Genomic DNA, 16,239 nt, shown 5'->3' with positions numbered 1-16,239 from the left:
TTTTTGTCCCAACGAATTATTAGATTGAAGTGTCTTTTTTGAAATCCAATTAAGATACACAGCCATGACCTCCACCCGCCCATTATTCCTTGTACTCCTGATGTCCCTGATTGTCTGGACTTCCTGTGAGTCTGAAGATGCTGCAGATGTCAATCAGCAGCGAATTGAAACCAATTATACACTTGCTTATAATGCCGGAGACCGTAAAACCACGGCCTCTGCGAGTTTTTTGTTTGGCTCTACTTTTTTGAAGATCAACTCCCCGAGTAGTATCACTTTTGATGATGATCGTCTGAAGGAAACCGAGATACTGGGGATAGTAGATTATCAGAAGAGCTACGGCACAAAGGTGCCCAGCGGTACTTTTGTTTATACCAATAATGATGGTGTGGTGTATAGAAATACCTTGTCGCTGCCTGCCGATATTGATTTGCCGTCCTCTTTGACCGAACTATCCATTGCAGAAGGAGCCAGGATTACCTGGGAGGGAGCACCTCTGAAGTCAGGTGAAACCGTCACTTTTCACCTATCAGGTGATGGGGGTGATTTTTATGCTTCCATAGGCCTGGTCAACGCCACTTTCATTGAAATCGATTCTGCGGATATTCAGGCGACCTTGTTGGGACAATGCGGAATGAGCATATCCAGGTCTTTTTCAGGTTCATTGGCAGAAGCCACAGAAGAAGGAGGAGTCGCTCATTCACAGATCACTTCTGAAACCTATGCGGTGAATGTGGTGGACTAGGCTCTAAAGCTGATTTCTCCATCGCATCTTTACGGCAGAGAGTTTTGGAGTCTCCAGTCGGGTGAGGTTCAGTATTTCAAATCCATTTTTTAAGTAAAAGGTAACCGGAGAAAGGTAAGGCTGGCCATTGGATTTTTTGTAGTCTTCATGATCAATTACCCAGCCATTCAGGGTGTCGTGCTTTTGTTGAGCTCGCGAAAGCAGCTGTGAACCTAGTCTCTGCCCTTGTACATCAGCACTCAGAATCATTGCAAACCATTTTTCAGCATCCCGCTCGAAAGTAAAGAACCAGCCCACGGTTCGGTTCTGGTCATCTATCACCAGCAGATGATTGTGATTAATCAGGTTTTGGAGGTAGGCATCAAAATCCGCTACAGTGGTCACAGCAAGTGTGGTTGGATATTCTTTGTTCCAAAGTGCCATTACAGCTTCCTTTTGGGCTGTGTTGAGGGCTGTGGTTTCGAGGAAGGTCATATCTCTTGATCTTCCTCAAAAGTAGGAGATTACACGGTCTTTCGGTAATTCCAAATAGCCAGTCCATTGATGATTATGGCATACAATCCGATAACCACGAATTGGAGGCCAACATCCTGAAAAACTGCCCCCTTCAGCATGACCAGGCGAATGACCTCTATGAAATATCGGATGGGATTGATCAGTGTCAGGTTTTGAGCCCATGAAGGCATGTTTTCGATCGGCGTGAAGAGCCCACTCATCAGGATAAAAATCACCAGAAAAAACCAGGATATGAACATGGCTTGCTGTTGGGTATTGGTGAAGGTGGAAATGAGCATCCCAAGGCCCAGGATCATGACCAGGTAGATCGCCGTGAATCCATAGATAAGAAAAAGACTTCCTATGATGGGGACATGAAAGGCCAGCTTGGCCACCACCAGACCAATAGTGAAGATGAATAGTCCAAGGATCCAAAGTGGGATCAGTTTTCCAGCAATGAACTGATACTTTCTGATGGGAGTGACGTTCAGTTGCTCGATGGTTCCCAGCTCCTTCTCGCGTACGATGTTCATGGCGGATATGAACGCCCCGATCATGGTGACAAGCATCACCAGAATACCGGGAACCATGAAAGTCTTATAGTTGAGGTGCTGGTTGTACCAAAAGGAATAGGTGGGCACGATGGAAGGCATGGATGCGGCTTGTATGTGAATGTTGCTCCCATACTTGGCCAGCCAATCACGACTGAAATCCTGAATCAGCAGATTGGCATAGTAAGTCCCCAGTCCGGCTTTGGTACCATCTATGGCATCAGCAGTCAGTTGGATATCAGCATGTCCTTCTCTGAAAAGGTTGTGTTCAAACTCCTGAGGGATGTGGATCACCAAATCCGTTTTGCGCTGCACCAGGGCCAGATCCGCAGCTTTCGGAGAAAAGGATTGATCGACCAGCTGAAAATAGTCGGATGCCTGAATTTTCTGAAGCAGCATCCTGCTGGAGGTACTCTGGTCATCATCCATCCAGAAAACGCGCACATTCCTGATTTCGAAATCTGCGGCATAGGACAGTATGAAAAGCTGGATCACAGGCATCACCAGTATCAGCGGCAAGATGCTTTTGTTTCGGAATATCTGTAGGAATTCCTTTCTGATAAGAAATAGTATAACCCTCATTCCAGTCTGATTTTGAATTTTCTAACACTTACGGCAATGAAAAAGAGGATGAATCCAAACATGATCAGGATCTCCTTCCAAAGGAGTAAGAATCCGGAGCCCTTGAGCATGATGGATTTCACAGCGATGATAAACCACCTGGCGGGGATGATATTGGAAATGACCTGCAGTAGCAAGGGCATATTTTCTATCGGGAAAATGAATCCTGAGAGCAAAATGGTAGGCAACATCAGCCCCATTAGTGAGAGGAGCAGTGCGGTTTGTTGATTGGGTGAAACGGTGGAGATAAGGATGCCAAGCGACAGTGCCAGAAGAATGAATAGTAAGGTCACCCCCAGGAGCAAGCCGAGGCTCCCCAGGATGGGCACACCGAACACAAATTTGCCAAGGGTGAGAATGAGCACGGCATCCAGAAAGGACAGCAAGACATATGGCACCACCTTGGCCAGGATAATCTGAGCCGGCTTCATGGGTGAGGCCAGCAGTACCTCCATGGTGCCAGTTTCCTTTTCCCGTGCGATGGAGATAGACGTCATCATGGCTGATACCAGCATCAGCAGAATGGCGATAAGTCCGGGCACGAAATAATAAACGCCGTTGAGTTCCGGATTGTAGCGCATTTGTGACTGCACATTGATTAATGGGGTACTCTGTTGGGGTATTATGTTCCGGGTATAATCCAGTATGATGGCCTGCGCATAATTCACTACCGTACTCGCCGTGTTGGGGTCGGTGGCATCTGCAATCAGCTGGATATTGGCCTGGCCATCTTTTTCTAACCTTTGTCCAAAATCACTTTCAAAAACCATCACCAGCTTGGTTTGACCATCCCTGAAGATGTCTTCGATTCCGGTTGGAGAGCTGATTTGCCCGGAAAGAGAAAAATAGGGGGAGGCCAATATTTTTTCCTGAATGGCCAGAGTCTGTGGGTCGTTGGAATGGTCGAGAAAGGCCACCCGGGCCTCTTTGAGTTCATTGGTAATGGCAAAGCCAAAGAGCATGATCATGACCGTAGGCATCCCGATCAGAATGACCAGTGTACGCTTATCCCGCAGGATGTGGTAAAACTCTTTCGTGACAAATGCTGCGAATCGTTTCATTGGGCTATCGGTTGGGTATGTCGTGCTACTTTGATAAACACCTCGTCCATGTCTTTGGCCAGAAATTGCTTTTTGAGGTCTTCCGGGGTGCCCAATGCGGTGATTTTCCCATCTACCATCATGGAAATGCGATCGCAATATTCAGCCTCGTCCATGTAGTGGGTGGTGACAAAAATGGTTTTGCCCAAGTCGGCAGCTTCATAGATGAGGTCCCAAAACTGCCGCCTGGTAATAGGGTCTACTCCCCCGGTAGGCTCATCCAGAAAGACAATTTGCGGGTCATGAAGCATGGCCACCGAGAAGGCTAGCTTTTGCTTCCACCCCAATGGCAGCGCGCTGATGAGCTCATGCTCGGAATCTGTCAGATCCAATCTGGAAAGGAGTTCGATTCGTTTTTCCCTGATGTGACCGCTACTAAGGCCATAAATTCCTCCAAACAGCTCGATGTTTTCTTTCACAGTGAGGTCAGCATAGAGGGAAAATCGCTGACTCATATAGCCAATGCTGCGCTTGACGCTTTCCGCCTGAGTGAATACATCATAACCAGCCACCGTGGCCTTGCCGGAAGTAGGTTTCCAGAGCCCGGTGAGCATTTTCATGGCGGTGGTTTTCCCTGCGCCATTGGCACCCAGGAAACCAAAGATTTCACCACGATAGACATCAAATGAAATGTCATTGACTGCATGGAAGCTGCCAAAGGTCTTCAAGAGATGATGGACGGAAATTACAGCTTCACGAGTCATGGCTGGTCATTAGTTTCATGAATGAATCTTCTATGGAAGGTGAAATTTCTTCTATGGTAATATTGGAGTGTCCGTGCGCCTGAAGTGAGAGGAGCAACTCCTCAACATCCATCTCCTGGCGGCTGTCTGTGTAGTGGATGCTGGAGCCAAAGGAATACGCAGACTGACAGTGCTCAAAGGCCTTTAGTGCATTGAGTAGTGCCCGCTTATTACCTCCTTTGATGGCATAGAGATGCCTTCCGAAGGTTTCATTAATATTTTCCGGGGTATCCACAGCCAATATTTCGCCTGCCTGGATTAGCGCCACTCTTTCGCAAAGTGAGGCTTCATCCATGTAGGGTGTGGATACGAAGATGGTCAGTCCGCCGACATTGAGTGTTTTGAGCATTTCCCAAAATTCCTTTCGGGAAACCGCATCTACGCCGGTGGTGGGTTCATCCAGAAAGAGAATCTCTGGCCGGTGGATCATGGCACAGCAGAGTGCCAGTTTTTGCTTCATACCTCCGGAAAGGGCCCCGGCCCGGCGGTGTTTGAATGGTTCGATCTGCTGGTAGATGTCCTTTACCAGGTGGTAGTTAGCTTCAATGGTGGTCTCGTAAATGCTGGCAAAGAGGTTCAGGTTTTCTTCCACCGAGAGATCCTGATAGAGCGAAAACTGCCCTGGCATATACCCGATCTTTTGTCTCAGGGCCTTGTATTCCGTTTGGGGATTCAGGCCCAGTACGCTCACCTCTCCTGCGGTGGCAGTGAGGAGGCTGGTGAGGATGCGGATCATGGTAGTTTTACCCGCACCATCGGGCCCTATGAGTCCATAGAGTTCCCCTTGAGCCACTTCCAGGCTCACTTCTTTCAGAGCGGTTACTTTTCCGAAATCTTTTTTCAGATGGTTGATGGTGATGGCTTTCATAAGACGAAGGTTACGTCCACAGGCATCCCGATTTTCAGGCTGCCATCGTTTTTCATTTCCAGTTTTACGGCATACACCAGATTGACGCGTTCGGCTTTCGTCTGAATAGACTTGGGGGTGAATTCTGCCCGGTCAGAAATCCAGATGATTGTGCCATCGTAGACAATATTCCCCTCTGTACCGTCGATGGAAACCTTAGCCTGGCCGCCGAGCTTTATGGACAACAGTTGATCCCCCGTGATGAATATTCGGGCTTCCATGTGCTCCAGGTTGGCAAGCTTGGCCACTGGCTGGCCAGGCATCACCATTTCACCAGGTTCTTTGAATTTCTGAAGTACCGTGCCGCTGATGGGGGATTTGATGGCACTTCTGGTGATCTGATCCTCTAGCTGCAGTAACTGCCAGTTGAGGGGTTTGATTTCCGACAGAATACTTCTATTGGCGGTGGATAGCTGACTTTCCAGGGCTTCGCTTTGTCGGGTGATCACCTCCAGTTCACCGGAGAGGTCGTCGAGTTGCTTTTGGGTGGCAGCTCCGGCTTCCAGTAGGTTCTTTACACGTTGCACTTCTCGCCGGAGCAGCTGTTCCTTTTTTTGATACACCTCCAGCTGAATGGGTATGTTTTGAAGCTTTTCTCTGAGGGCAGAGATCATGGCTTCAGTTTGGCCTTTTTTCAGGTGAAGCTGCGTGGTGTCTACGGTGAGTATGATTTGATTTTCTTCCAAAAGACTGCCTTCCCGGATGGAGGATTGAATGATTTTTCCACCAACTTCGGCTGACACAAAAACTTCTGTGGCTTCCAGGTTGCCATAGGCATCTGGTGTTTGATCTGAGGAGGAGCAGGACAGTGTGAAGGCTCCCAGGAGTAATATGCTTAGTTTTTTCATGGTAAGTTTCCGGATATGGTCAATAGTTCTACACCCATTTGTGCGAGGGCTATGGAGTGTATGGATAAGTTCATTTTCAGCTGTGCCTGCTCGTGAAGTATGGTGAGCAGGTCAGTAGAGGAGCGGGTGCCATTTTCATATTGTTTTTCGGCTTCAGCTACAATTTCGTTTTGCATTTGCAGGATTTGTTCATCCAGCACAATGGTGGCTTTCATTTGCTCGATCTCCGATTTTTTTTTGATCAGGTCATTGTTGATCTGACGAAGGAAGTTTTCCTGTTCGGTCAAAGTCATTTCCTGGGAGATCAGGAGTATTTCCTTTTGGTGTTTGGAAGCCCCCCAGTCCAATCCCCAGGTGAGTCGTGCACCCACGAGGTAGTAGCTGTTCCAATCAGTCTGGTAGAAGTTGAGTGGATTAGGCTGTGCGTACCCTACATTGGCAAACCCATAGAGCTTGGGGGTATTATTCGTGGAGGTTAGGTCGGCCATGGCCGATAGCTTTTCATTTCTGGTGGCGAAAAGTGAGAGCTCCGGCCTGTCAATGGATTCGAAACTTTGATTCACGTCTGGGGTGGGTAGTTCCAGTTGCTCTGCACTGATTTCCCGATTGATCCAGGTGGATAGAATGGACAGTGTTGCGGCCTTGGCATGACTCACCTGCACCAGTTGCTGGCTCACTTTCAGTTGTTCTTTTGCCAGTTCGTTCAGCTCGCTTTTGAGGAGCACACCATTGTTGAAGGCCGCGCGTGCGGCGCTGGTTTTGTTTTCAGACTCTGCCAACAAGCTGATGAGCACGGCCTCCTGCTGATGAAGCCGGAGGCTTCCGAAGTAGAGTTCGTTGATGATATTCCTGATTTGATAAAGGGAAACATCCAGTTCATTTTGCTTCACTTGCTCATCCAAAGCCTCAATGGCTTTTGAGGCTTTGGAGACTCCACCATCGAAAATTTTTTGCTTCACTTGCAGTGACATGTTGTACTGATCTCGAGGGATCGTAGGAAAATCCACGCCTGGAATACTAGCGGGTAGCCCAAACACATCCGATTGATAGGAGGCAGAAGCCTCCAGGGTCACACTGGGAAGGTTGTGGGTGTTTTGTATGAGCTGGTTCAGACTGTTGATGGAGCTGAGGTAAATTTCCTTTTGTTTGAGAGGGCTCAGGTCTTCAGCCATTTCGTAGCAAGAGTATACTGTCACAGACTGACCCTCAGCGACAGTGGAGGCGAGGAGCATCAGTGAGAGTATTCCTGGTTTAATTGTTTGGTTTAACCTTTTGGTTAATTTCATGACAAATTTTTTTTATGGTCTTAATGCATTCATGATAAATTTGGGAACTTCGGTTCTTCTGGCTTCCATGATCTTTTGAAATTCCTCTTCTGAGACGCCAAAGATGCCAGTGAACATATGGCCAGCGGCGAAGGGGAATACCATCATGGAGACAAAATTGAGCATAAACTGTGGTGCAGTAATCGGGCGAATATTTCCTTTCGCCACTTCTTCATCTATCTGGCGCTGAATGACCGATAGGTCTATCAATCCTCCTATATTTAAGGCTTGTATAAGCTTCAGGGGGCCTCTTCTGAGCTCCGTGAGGATAAAAAGAGGCATTTCTCTATGTTCGGAGAGGAAGTCCACATACTTATCGGCCATTTGATACACTTTGGCTTCCAGAGGGAGGTCGCTGGTGAATAACTGCAGCATCTTTGGAATAAATGCTTTGATGATCCCTTCGAAGACTGCTTTGAATAGCAGCTCTTTGCTGCGATAGTAGTAATGCAGGAGCGCCTTGTTGATACCGGCTTTATCCGCAATTTCCTGCATGCGGGCTCCGGCCATCCCTTTGATCATGAAGACATCTTTGGCGGCTTCTTTGATTTTGTACTCGGCAGTTTCCTGTGTCATACTGCAAATATACGGGAGTATGGAAATAAAGTTAACCGTTTGGTTAATTTTTTTAAATACACTAAAAAACTCATGACCTTTCGATCATGAGTCTGAAAAATAAATATGAGAACTGAATTAATACAAATAGTCCAGGGCTACCTGGTCGTTGCTTGTAAATGGCCGGTCACCTTCGGGAGTCCCACAGGCCAGCATCCATGAGTTTGCATCCGGACCGGTAGGGGTACCAGGGATGTGGTTGGCACCTACACCGCCATCTCCTTCGTTGTCCGGTACTCCACCGCAGCTATAGCTTCTGTCCATATAGTCGGTGTGTCGCATGCCGATACAATGACCCATTTCATGAGCAATGGTAGTCGCCAGTCCATTGATATTGCTCACATTGTCATAATAGGCGCGTGTCATCAGAATGGTGTGATAGGGGTTACCATTTTCTGGGAATCCGGCGGATCCCAGAATTCCTAAGAAACGATAATACCAGGGAGAAGCCTTGATGGTAATGTCTGCACCTGAGGAGCTGGTGACCCGCTGAAAGGTGAGGTTAAGGCTTTCCGCATTGTATCTGGCATTAGCAATGTCAGTGGCATCTTTGTACTTCTGAGGCATGTCTACAAATACGTTGATGGTACGTGGATTGCCAGCTACCAGGTTGTCAGTGCTGTACTGTTCCTCCGTGGGGATTCGTTGGCCGGGTTTCATTTGATCGAGTTTCGAGACCGGAATGGCAATGTCTCCTTCGATAAAGAGGGTGCCATCGTACATGCGCACTTCGTTGGCATTGAAGCCGAGGGCATCTACTTTGTCGAGTATTTCATTGGGGACATCTTCCAGTTGTGGTTGTTCTGGAGTGTTCTGATCCTGGCAGGAGGCCAACAGGAATAGCAAGAGCGCATAGGCGCTGATTTTAAGATAGTTTTTCATGATTGTTTTGAATTAGGTTTAAAAGGATAATTTAAGAAACATCATTTTCAATTGAAAGAAATCAGGCATAAAAGATGTGTGTGCTAAATACATGGAAACAAGGATTTATTCTTTGATTCGCTCGGGGTTTCATCCGGGTTCAGAACCAGAAGGTCGCAGTAATGCAGTTTCGTGATTTGGTCAGGAGCTTCTTAGTTGATTAATATGCGATTTTTACATTTACCGGCCACATGGCCGTGTGAGAACAGAAAAAGTCCATGGGAGATCATGTTTTTTCTTTTCATTATCCTGCCTGAATTTGAAGAGCATGCGTAAATTGACGCACCAAAACTTTTAAAATGATGAATTTTCGACACCTGACCGCCCTGCTATTGGGCATTTTTGTTCTTTCCTGCACTCAAAAAAGCACTAAAATGGATTTGCTGATTGGCACCTATACCGACCAGACAAGTGAGGGGATTTATAAAGTCTCCTTTGATACTCAGACTGGGGAGCTTTCGGATCTCCAGCTGGCTGTAGAGGCGGCGAGCCCGTCTTACCTGTCCATTAGCCCGGATCATAAATATGTGTACGCTGTAGGAGAGCGCGGAGATGGTGCGGTGGTATCCTATGCCTGGGGCAAGGATGGGCTGCAGCGGATCAATCAGGTGTCGTCCATGGGGATCAATCCCTGCTATGTGGACTTCAGCGCTGACAAGAAACTGGTGGCAGTGGCTAACTATTCTTCTGGTAACGGAGCGGTGTATGCTGTGGCCGAGGATGGCAGTATTGTAGGGGAGCCCTCTACTTATCAGCATGAAGGTGTTGGGCTGGACTCTGCCAACAGGCAGGAAGCTGCTCACGCACATTGTGCGCTATTCTCCAAAGACAGTCGTTTCGTCTATGTGGTGGATCTGGGGATCGATCAGGTGGTGGGTTACCCGGTAGTGGATGGAGCCATAGGAGAGGGTTTTACGGCTTTGCAACTTACTCCGGGAGACGGCCCGAGGCATATGGTATTTCACCCGACTAAGAACCTGGCTTTTTTAATCAATGAGCTTTCGAACAGTGTGATTTCCATTGATGTGGATACTGAGACAGGTAGGCTTACGGAAATTGATCGGGCTAATACAGTACCTGAAGATTTTACGGAGCATAGTCAGTGCGCCGATATTCACCTCTCCAGCGATGGCAAATTCCTGTATGGATCCAACAGAGGGCATGACAGCATTGCTATTTTCTCAGTAGGCGAAAGTGGTGAGCTGGAGCGCATAGGTGTGGAGTCTGTACAAGGTAAATGGCCCAGAAATTTCACACTTTCTCCAGACGAGAAGTTTCTTTTGGTCGCCAACAAAGACACAGATAACATTACCGTGTTTTCCAGAGATCCCAAAACCGGATTACTCTCTTATACCGATCAGGAGATTGAAGTTTCAAGGCCCGTTTGCCTGAAGTTCTGATTAGTCCAGAAGGAGTATCCAGAGCTGAATCATAAAAAAAGCCAACAGAAAGAGCGCCAGAGTGAGCTTGGGATCCAGGGAGGTGACTGCATATCGGTAAAGTGCCAGAAAAAGAAGTATAGCCGGAATCAGGAATCCGAACACTCTGTAGATACTATAAATCTGCTCGTGTCTTTCTTCATTTCCTGCGATACTGATGTAGGCCGCGATAGGCGTGTGGAACAGCCTGGTGGTGATTACACGACCTGTAGGCCCCAGATCCTTGAGGGTGGTCACTTCGCCCCTGTCAAAAAGCATGGTAACGGTTTCAAAATGAATTTCATCGTAGCGGTAGGTCTTTTTGATATGGCGTCCTGACTCGTATACTCTGTAGATACTCAATATTTCCTGCGTTTCCTCCTTTTTGGGGAGGATGTAGTCCACAATAAGCATCACATTGGTCAGAAAAATAATAAGCGCAACGATGTTGAAGCCCTTGAGAATTTTGACAATCATTTCCTGCTGCATTCGCTCTTGCTCTTTGGCTTTCTGCCAGGCCCTGCGGCGAGCTTCCTTGCGCCATTGGTCATACTCTGATACGTAAGGGTTGTAGTTATAGGAGACCGTTTCCTGATGTGGGGTGGGGCCTACTTTGGTGAGGAAATTATAGGCTTCATTGATTTCAATAAATTTCTCCTTGGCGTTGGGATCCTTACTGATGTCTGGGTGGTGTATTTTGGAGAGCCGTCTGTAGGCAGCCTTTACTTCCGCTTTGGTGGCGCCGGGCTGGAGTCCCAGCGTATCGAGGTATTCGTTTTTCACCCGGAAAAATTAGGGAAAGTCAGGGATAAAACACCCAAGAAGGATAAGATGAAGGTTAAAGAAATAGCAATGAAAACAGAATGAGCCCTGTTATCACTGAACCTGCTAGCACCAGCTTTCTGATTCTTGAGGTTCGTAGGTTGTCAGCCAACAGTTGATTTCTGAGCTGCTTCATATAAGCTTTGGAGGCTTGATTGTACTGGGGAGCTTTTCTTTTTTTTGGTTTGATCTGATAGGCCTCCCTATCGAAATTATTGAATGTAGCAGAGGCATTACCCTTTAAGAGCGTTCTGTTGCCCCGTGAGGAGTTAACCATGTCTTTAGTGAATCCTGCTCCGCTCATGGTGTTATTAATTGTGAAAAAGGAGTATTAGGTTGCTTTAGTATCAATAGACTTTAACAATCTATTTTTCCTCAACAATTCGCTTCACCTCGTTCAGGAGCAGCGGAAACGCCGGGTAGGTCATGCCGTGCCCGTAACCATCCATCTCATACAAGGTGGTTTGCTGATGGCCGGCCACCTTCATCATGCGCATCATGTAGGCATTTTCCTCATATCTCCCGAGCATTTCCAGCTCCCGGTCACCGGTGATGAGCAGCAAGGGGGGAGCATCCGCCCGTACATGATAAAGAGGGGCCAACTCATCCACGATCGCCTGATGTCCGGGGATGCCACGTTCTTCACGTATGGTGAAATGCGTGATGGTATGACCACTGAAAGGAATGAGTCCGGCAATGTCATTGGCGTCTATCCCGTAGGCCTGCAGGTATTTCTTGTCCAGTCCTACCATACTGGCCAGGTATCCCCCGGCAGAGTGTCCGGAGACAAAGATTTTTGACGGATCTCCACCGTACTGTTCAATGTTTTTAAACACCCAGGCTACCGCCGCGGCAGCATCCTCTATGCAGGTGGCAGCCCTGACTTTTGGGCTGAGCCGATAGTTGACACCCACAATGGCGATGTTTTTTTGTTGGAGAGCCTCCGGTAACTCCTTATTCCCTCCGGTGAGCCCTCCGCCATGAAACCAGATGACCGTGGCAAATCCACTGGAGGCAGGGTGATAGAGGTCCAGGACACAGCGCTCCGAAATGTAAGGATCACTGTTCCGCTCCGTTTGATTTCTATAGGGGAGATTGGTCAGGGTGGTGTATTCCTGTGCAAGGCATGCCAGGCTGCAAAGTAGGAGTAGGAAGGAGGTAAGCGATCGGTTCATAGTGAGTGATTTTAGGATAAATGGCAAGTGAAAAAATAGGCGAGTTCCTTATCTTGATCTGTTTCTGCAATTTCTTGGACTTTTTCCTTCAAAATATCCACATTTTTAATTCTGCTGATAAACCAATCTGACCTTTCAAAGTTTAGCCATTCCTTATCGAACCTTTCGTAATTGAAAGCTTCAGGTTTATACAGCCAAGAAAAATAATCGGAGTTTTCTAAAAGCTCATTTAGTTCATTTTGAAATAAATTTTCAAGGTGAAGTCGTTCGATCAAATGCTCAATAATGAATCGGTAATGCCAATGATTGATTATTGTTTCTCGCTTATCTGTATTTCCTAAGATTCTTTGCAGGTATGGTGATAGGTATAAGGAGGGCTCAACAATGTCAGAGATTACCGCACTTTTATAATCATCTTCATGAAATGTTTCTTTCATTCTATTCTCAATCACCTCTTTAATAAAATGCTTGATTTCTATATCGGTTATTTCATACAGACGAAATGGTAAGCCTTGCTCACCTTTAAAATCCAAACTACGTATTTTATCTAATATATCCGCCCGCTTTATTTTATAATTCTCATCCCTTTCTTTAAGTATATTAATGACAGAATAAATGGAATTATAAGCCCATATGTCATGATCCAATAAGTTTAGAAGTATAGTTTCTAATTGAATATTACTGAATGCTTCCTGATGCTTTAATAAGACCCCTGAAACGTGCTTTAGTTCATGCCTTCTCATCAATTGGATTACATGCAGAATTGGATTTGTTAAAAGCTCAAAATGACTCGAATCAATATCGATTTTGGCCATTAGTGCTAGGGATGTATTGATCATCTGCGACAATCGATCCTTGAAGCCGAACATCACCTTATCATCATTAAAATTGTTGGATGATACTTTCCCGAACTCATTTGTTATGTAGCTGGATTCAAGTAAATCATTAATTATTTGAATGAATCCAGAGATATTGTTCTCATCGATATTTATTCTCTCAATTAGGGAATCGGATAAAATATCACTAACATCCAGATAGGAGATATAGAGAATAGCAATTTCCAGATAGAAAATTTCAAATTGAGTTTTTGGATTGGATTTTGAATAGTTCAGACAGTATGATTCGAATGCATCACGAACCAGATTTTTAAAATTCGTATAGTGATCATATATGATGCAATTCGCATTCAGGTGTACAAAAAGCGAGTTAATCTCATAAGTTAGAGACAAATGACTATCTGAGTACGTAGAGGGTAATTTTCTAACCTCAAAAAGGGACTTTCTTACCTTGTTGCTAACTGAATCTGACATATTATCCTCAATGAGGTATCTGATTATTTCACGTTCAGTTAGCGACACATCCAGACTAAAGGCCGTCTCATGGAGGTGCCTGACACCAGACTGATTAATGGCATTTTCAATAAATGTTTTTGTTGAATCTCCACCTGTCGTATCTCGGTCAAAATCCACACTTTTTAATAACCTCTTGATATTCATTGAGGCGATTATATATATGATGTAAAGTTTCTGCTTCCATGCGATTCTCGAGGCATTTTGAAACTCTATACAGGCTCTTTTGTAATCTCGAAATTGATAAAAAGTATATCCATGTTCTAAATACTCTTGAGCAGTTAATTTTATTGAATTATTGGAATATGCAATTTCGAAAGACTTTGAAAACTGAAATTTGAAGAAAAGACTGTGGCAATCTGTGAGTTGGTTTTCAATCTTGTAAGTAATTCTTTTTTTGCCACTAGACGTATTTTGGGCAGCTGAAATAGGGAGATCATAAATCAAGTTTTTGTTCAATGCATTGATAAGGGCTGAAACGTCCGAATTCAATTTCTCACTAAAGGCTTTCTCGGCTTCCGGAGTAAGTTTTTGGGGTAGAATATTTTTTATGAATTTGGAACTAACCCCCTTGAAATGCCCATTTTTATCAGTTTTAATGGCTGCAAATAGACTAAGCAATTCACTGTTTTTGGTAGTAAGTGAATAGTTACTTCTATCATAATTATAATCATCGACATACGACCATTTCAGCTGACCTTTGTTGAAGGGAAAGATATTCATCAGATGAAATGGAGGAATAAATGCCAGTTGTTTGTTCAAGTTTCCTATTGCCGTCAAACTTTGATTCACTACATTTTCAAAAGACAGCCTATAAACCTCTGGATCAAATTTGGAGATGAAATTCAGTATTTTGAATAAGTTTAAACCTATCCCTTCAATTCCGTTTACCTCAATATTGAGGGGTTGATCATGAGGGTTTCCTGATTTCAGGTAATTCCACATATCATCAAAATAGGAGATCACCTGGATGTTTTTCTTATCGAAGTAATCCAGTTCTATTTGATTATCTGTTGGTTCAGGTCTGATGAGATAGGCTTGATGGGAATCGTCACCTAAATAGACCCGAACCTGATCAATGATTTGTTTCAGGTTATCATCCTTATAGCCATAGCCGATAAAAAGAATCACACTTGAAGCAAAAAGAGATTCAATGTAACTTTTGATCAAAGGGTATTTTCTTGGGTAGCTCAGGTAATCATCTTCCTTTAGCACAATGTTCTCACCGCCATTTGAAAAATCTCCGTGAACTTTGATAATTAGTTGTATGTATTCAGCTGTAGGTAACTCTGTGTCCTGTGATACTACGGAAAAAGGGTGCTGGTTTTCATAGGCCGATAATTCAATCAAATTATCAAAGTTTGTTGTTAAAATGTGTCTGGGATTCAGGTCAAAGAGGAGGTTGTGAATAGGGTTTGGCTGTTTGCTTTCAGTATTTAGAATTCGCTGAACCTTATCCGTATACGCTCTTTTTCCAAATTTATTGAAATACATTTGGGCAATAACTTGAGCACTATACTCACCAGGAGGTATGCCAGTTAAATCTTTCCTCAACTCTTCAGTTAAATGCCCCCAGCCAGGTATTCCTGAATTTTGAGAAACCCCGGCTCCAACGAAAAGAACAAGCTTTCCTGCATTAGCAGCCTTTTTGATTATTTCAATCTGCCGAACTAAAGATTCTTCAAAACGGATCATACGGGAAAGATAGTTAAGTCTGATTATTGTCTCAGTGATTGAACGATCGATTATTTATTCATACCCTTAACTATGGTGTTGGAAAAAAAGGTAACGTATTTTTAGTATATGCATTTGAACCACACCCAAACAGAAATGCCCCCCGACTGTTTCAGATAAGAATAAAAACCAACAATATTGCGTTTAGTTAAAATCAAACAGGAGAATGGAGCATTTGAAGGGTAAGAGAGCCATAGTGACAGGAGTGAGTAAAGGAATAGGATTGGAAATGGCCCGGCAGCTACTGGATGCAGGCGTGGAGGTAGCCGGCTGGAGCAGGTCTCAGCCGGAGCTGATGGATGACCACTTTCATTTTATAGAAACTGATGTGGCGGATTTTGATTCGGTGGCCAGCGCCTATCGGGAGTCCGTTTCCCGCATGGGGTCAGAGATTCACATCCTCATCAATAACGCCGGATATGGGGTGATGGGGCCCGTGGACGAACTGAATGTGGAAGACTGGAAAGGAATGTTTGATGTGAATGTACACGGCCTGATGTACTGTACCAAAATGGTGGTGCCCCAAATGAAAAAGATGGATCAGGGCCATATCGTCAATATCAGCTCGATTGCCGGTCTCAACGGTGTGAAAAACATGAGCGGTTATGTAGCCACCAAGCACGCAGTGCGTGGGTTTGGCCACTCCCTGATGATGGAGCTGCGGGACTGGGGCATCAAAGTCACCAATGTTTATCCGGGGAGCATCAAGACCGGATTCTTCGATCAGATAGATTCCATAGCCGCCAATGACAACATGATGCGCCCGGAAGACGTAGCTAAGTCAGTGATTGATCTTTTAAATACACATCCTAATTATCTTCCTGTAGATTTGGAACTCAGACCACTCAGACCAAAAGGCAAGCAGTAAAA

The 16,239-nt window shown here is 45.2% G+C and carries 16 protein-coding genes; 3 read left to right on the top strand and 13 right to left on the bottom strand.

Annotation, left to right across the window (positions count from 1 at the left end; all coding sequences use genetic code 11):
* Positions 1-64 precede the first annotated feature (64 nt).
* Positions 65-745, top strand: coding sequence for a hypothetical protein (locus GV030_RS18615; protein ID WP_159584869.1), 681 nt, complete (start codon positions 65-67; stop codon positions 743-745).
* A 3-nt stretch (positions 746-748) separates the two neighbouring features.
* Here the strand turns inward: GV030_RS18615 and GV030_RS18610 are convergent, their stop codons facing one another.
* The 9 genes from GV030_RS18610 to GV030_RS18570 form a co-directional block, all read right to left on the bottom strand.
* Positions 749-1,219 carry a GNAT family N-acetyltransferase gene (locus tag GV030_RS18610; protein WP_159584868.1) on the bottom strand — a complete coding sequence of 157 codons (471 nt, stop codon included), beginning with the start codon at positions 1,217-1,219 and terminating at the stop codon, positions 749-751.
* A gap of 29 nt (positions 1,220-1,248) precedes the next feature.
* Positions 1,249-2,373, bottom strand: a complete 1,125-nt coding sequence (locus tag GV030_RS18605) for an ABC transporter permease (protein ID WP_159584867.1) — start codon at positions 2,371-2,373, stop codon at positions 1,249-1,251.
* Positions 2,370-3,473, bottom strand: coding sequence for an ABC transporter permease (locus GV030_RS18600; RefSeq protein WP_159584866.1), 1,104 nt, complete (start codon positions 3,471-3,473; stop codon positions 2,370-2,372). Before GV030_RS18600 ends, GV030_RS18605 begins: the two co-directional genes overlap by 4 nt.
* Entirely contained in the window at positions 3,470-4,216 is a 747-nt protein-coding gene (locus GV030_RS18595) for an ABC transporter ATP-binding protein (protein ID WP_159584865.1), read from the bottom strand. The genes GV030_RS18600 and GV030_RS18595 overlap by 4 nt, the downstream gene beginning before the upstream one ends.
* Positions 4,206-5,123: an ABC transporter ATP-binding protein gene (locus tag GV030_RS18590; protein WP_159584864.1), complete on the bottom strand. Its 918-nt coding sequence runs from the start codon at positions 5,121-5,123 to the stop codon at positions 4,206-4,208. The genes GV030_RS18595 and GV030_RS18590 overlap by 11 nt, the downstream gene beginning before the upstream one ends.
* Positions 5,120-6,010, bottom strand: coding sequence for an HlyD family secretion protein (locus tag GV030_RS18585; protein WP_159584863.1), 891 nt, complete (start codon positions 6,008-6,010; stop codon positions 5,120-5,122). The genes GV030_RS18590 and GV030_RS18585 overlap by 4 nt, the downstream gene beginning before the upstream one ends.
* Positions 6,007-7,296 carry a TolC family protein gene (locus GV030_RS18580; RefSeq protein WP_159584862.1) on the bottom strand — a complete coding sequence of 430 codons (1,290 nt, stop codon included), beginning with the start codon at positions 7,294-7,296 and terminating at the stop codon, positions 6,007-6,009. The genes GV030_RS18585 and GV030_RS18580 overlap by 4 nt, the downstream gene beginning before the upstream one ends.
* 12 nt (positions 7,297-7,308) lie before the next feature.
* Positions 7,309-7,911 (bottom strand): TetR/AcrR family transcriptional regulator, encoded by a 603-nt coding sequence (locus tag GV030_RS18575; protein WP_159584861.1) that lies wholly within the window; start codon positions 7,909-7,911, stop codon positions 7,309-7,311.
* Positions 7,912-8,028: 117 nt separating this feature from the next.
* Positions 8,029-8,832, bottom strand: coding sequence for a M57 family metalloprotease (locus GV030_RS18570; protein WP_159584860.1), 804 nt, complete (start codon positions 8,830-8,832; stop codon positions 8,029-8,031).
* A gap of 338 nt (positions 8,833-9,170) precedes the next feature.
* Between GV030_RS18570 and GV030_RS18565 the strand changes: the two genes are divergently transcribed.
* Positions 9,171-10,271, top strand: coding sequence for a lactonase family protein (locus GV030_RS18565; RefSeq protein WP_159584859.1), 1,101 nt, complete (start codon positions 9,171-9,173; stop codon positions 10,269-10,271).
* Here the strand turns inward: GV030_RS18565 and GV030_RS18560 are convergent, their stop codons facing one another.
* The 4 genes from GV030_RS18560 to GV030_RS18545 all read right to left on the bottom strand — a co-directional run bounded on the left by GV030_RS18560 (position 10,272) and on the right by GV030_RS18545 (position 15,330).
* The gene (locus GV030_RS18560; RefSeq protein WP_159584858.1) at positions 10,272-11,072 is read right to left on the bottom strand and encodes a DnaJ domain-containing protein; all 801 of its coding nucleotides are present in this window, start codon (positions 11,070-11,072) and stop codon (positions 10,272-10,274) included.
* A 55-nt stretch (positions 11,073-11,127) separates the two neighbouring features.
* On the bottom strand, positions 11,128-11,415 hold the full coding sequence (locus GV030_RS18555; protein ID WP_159584857.1) for a hypothetical protein: 288 nt from the start codon (positions 11,413-11,415) through the stop codon (positions 11,128-11,130).
* Positions 11,416-11,476: 61 nt separating this feature from the next.
* Positions 11,477-12,286: an alpha/beta hydrolase gene (locus GV030_RS18550; protein WP_159584856.1), complete on the bottom strand. Its 810-nt coding sequence runs from the start codon at positions 12,284-12,286 to the stop codon at positions 11,477-11,479.
* Between the two features lie 11 nt (positions 12,287-12,297).
* Positions 12,298-15,330 (bottom strand): SIR2 family protein, encoded by a 3,033-nt coding sequence (locus GV030_RS18545; protein WP_159584855.1) that lies wholly within the window; start codon positions 15,328-15,330, stop codon positions 12,298-12,300.
* 205 nt (positions 15,331-15,535) lie between these two features.
* Between GV030_RS18545 and GV030_RS18540 the strand changes: the two genes are divergently transcribed.
* Complete coding sequence (locus GV030_RS18540; protein WP_159584854.1) at positions 15,536-16,237, top strand: SDR family oxidoreductase; 702 nt, start codon at positions 15,536-15,538, stop codon at positions 16,235-16,237.
* Positions 16,238-16,239: the final 2 nt, after the last annotated feature.

This window comes from Marinoscillum sp. 108, assembly GCF_902506655.1.
Taxonomy (GTDB): Bacteria; Bacteroidota; Bacteroidia; order Cytophagales; family Cyclobacteriaceae; genus Marinoscillum; species Marinoscillum luteum.
The sequence above is the reverse complement of the archived record's forward strand: the minus strand, read 5'-3'. Positions and strand labels throughout refer to the sequence as shown.

Bases quoted from the DNA above. Each gene is read 5' to 3' on its own strand.
- GV030_RS18595 (WP_159584865.1), bottom strand. From the start codon at position 4,216: ATGACTCGTGAAGCTGTAATTTCCGTCCATCATCTCTTGAAGACCTTT.
- GV030_RS18615 (WP_159584869.1), top strand. From the start codon at position 65: ATGACCTCCACCCGCCCATTATTCCTTGTACTCCTGATGTCCCTGATT.
- GV030_RS18600 (WP_159584866.1), bottom strand. From the start codon at position 3,473: ATGAAACGATTCGCAGCATTTGTCACGAAAGAGTTTTACCACATCCTG.
- GV030_RS18540 (WP_159584854.1), top strand. From the start codon at position 15,536: ATGGAGCATTTGAAGGGTAAGAGAGCCATAGTGACAGGAGTGAGTAAA.
- GV030_RS18570 (WP_159584860.1), bottom strand. From the start codon at position 8,832: ATGAAAAACTATCTTAAAATCAGCGCCTATGCGCTCTTGCTATTCCTG.
- GV030_RS18575 (WP_159584861.1), bottom strand. From the start codon at position 7,911: ATGACACAGGAAACTGCCGAGTACAAAATCAAAGAAGCCGCCAAAGAT.
- GV030_RS18590 (WP_159584864.1), bottom strand. From the start codon at position 5,123: ATGAAAGCCATCACCATCAACCATCTGAAAAAAGATTTCGGAAAAGTA.
- GV030_RS18585 (WP_159584863.1), bottom strand. From the start codon at position 6,010: ATGAAAAAACTAAGCATATTACTCCTGGGAGCCTTCACACTGTCCTGC.
- GV030_RS18545 (WP_159584855.1), bottom strand. From the start codon at position 15,330: ATGATCCGTTTTGAAGAATCTTTAGTTCGGCAGATTGAAATAATCAAA.
- GV030_RS18610 (WP_159584868.1), bottom strand. From the start codon at position 1,219: ATGACCTTCCTCGAAACCACAGCCCTCAACACAGCCCAAAAGGAAGCT.
- GV030_RS18605 (WP_159584867.1), bottom strand. From the start codon at position 2,373: ATGAGGGTTATACTATTTCTTATCAGAAAGGAATTCCTACAGATATTC.
- GV030_RS18550 (WP_159584856.1), bottom strand. From the start codon at position 12,286: ATGAACCGATCGCTTACCTCCTTCCTACTCCTACTTTGCAGCCTGGCA.
- GV030_RS18580 (WP_159584862.1), bottom strand. From the start codon at position 7,296: ATGAAATTAACCAAAAGGTTAAACCAAACAATTAAACCAGGAATACTC.
- GV030_RS18555 (WP_159584857.1), bottom strand. From the start codon at position 11,415: ATGAGCGGAGCAGGATTCACTAAAGACATGGTTAACTCCTCACGGGGC.
- GV030_RS18565 (WP_159584859.1), top strand. From the start codon at position 9,171: ATGATGAATTTTCGACACCTGACCGCCCTGCTATTGGGCATTTTTGTT.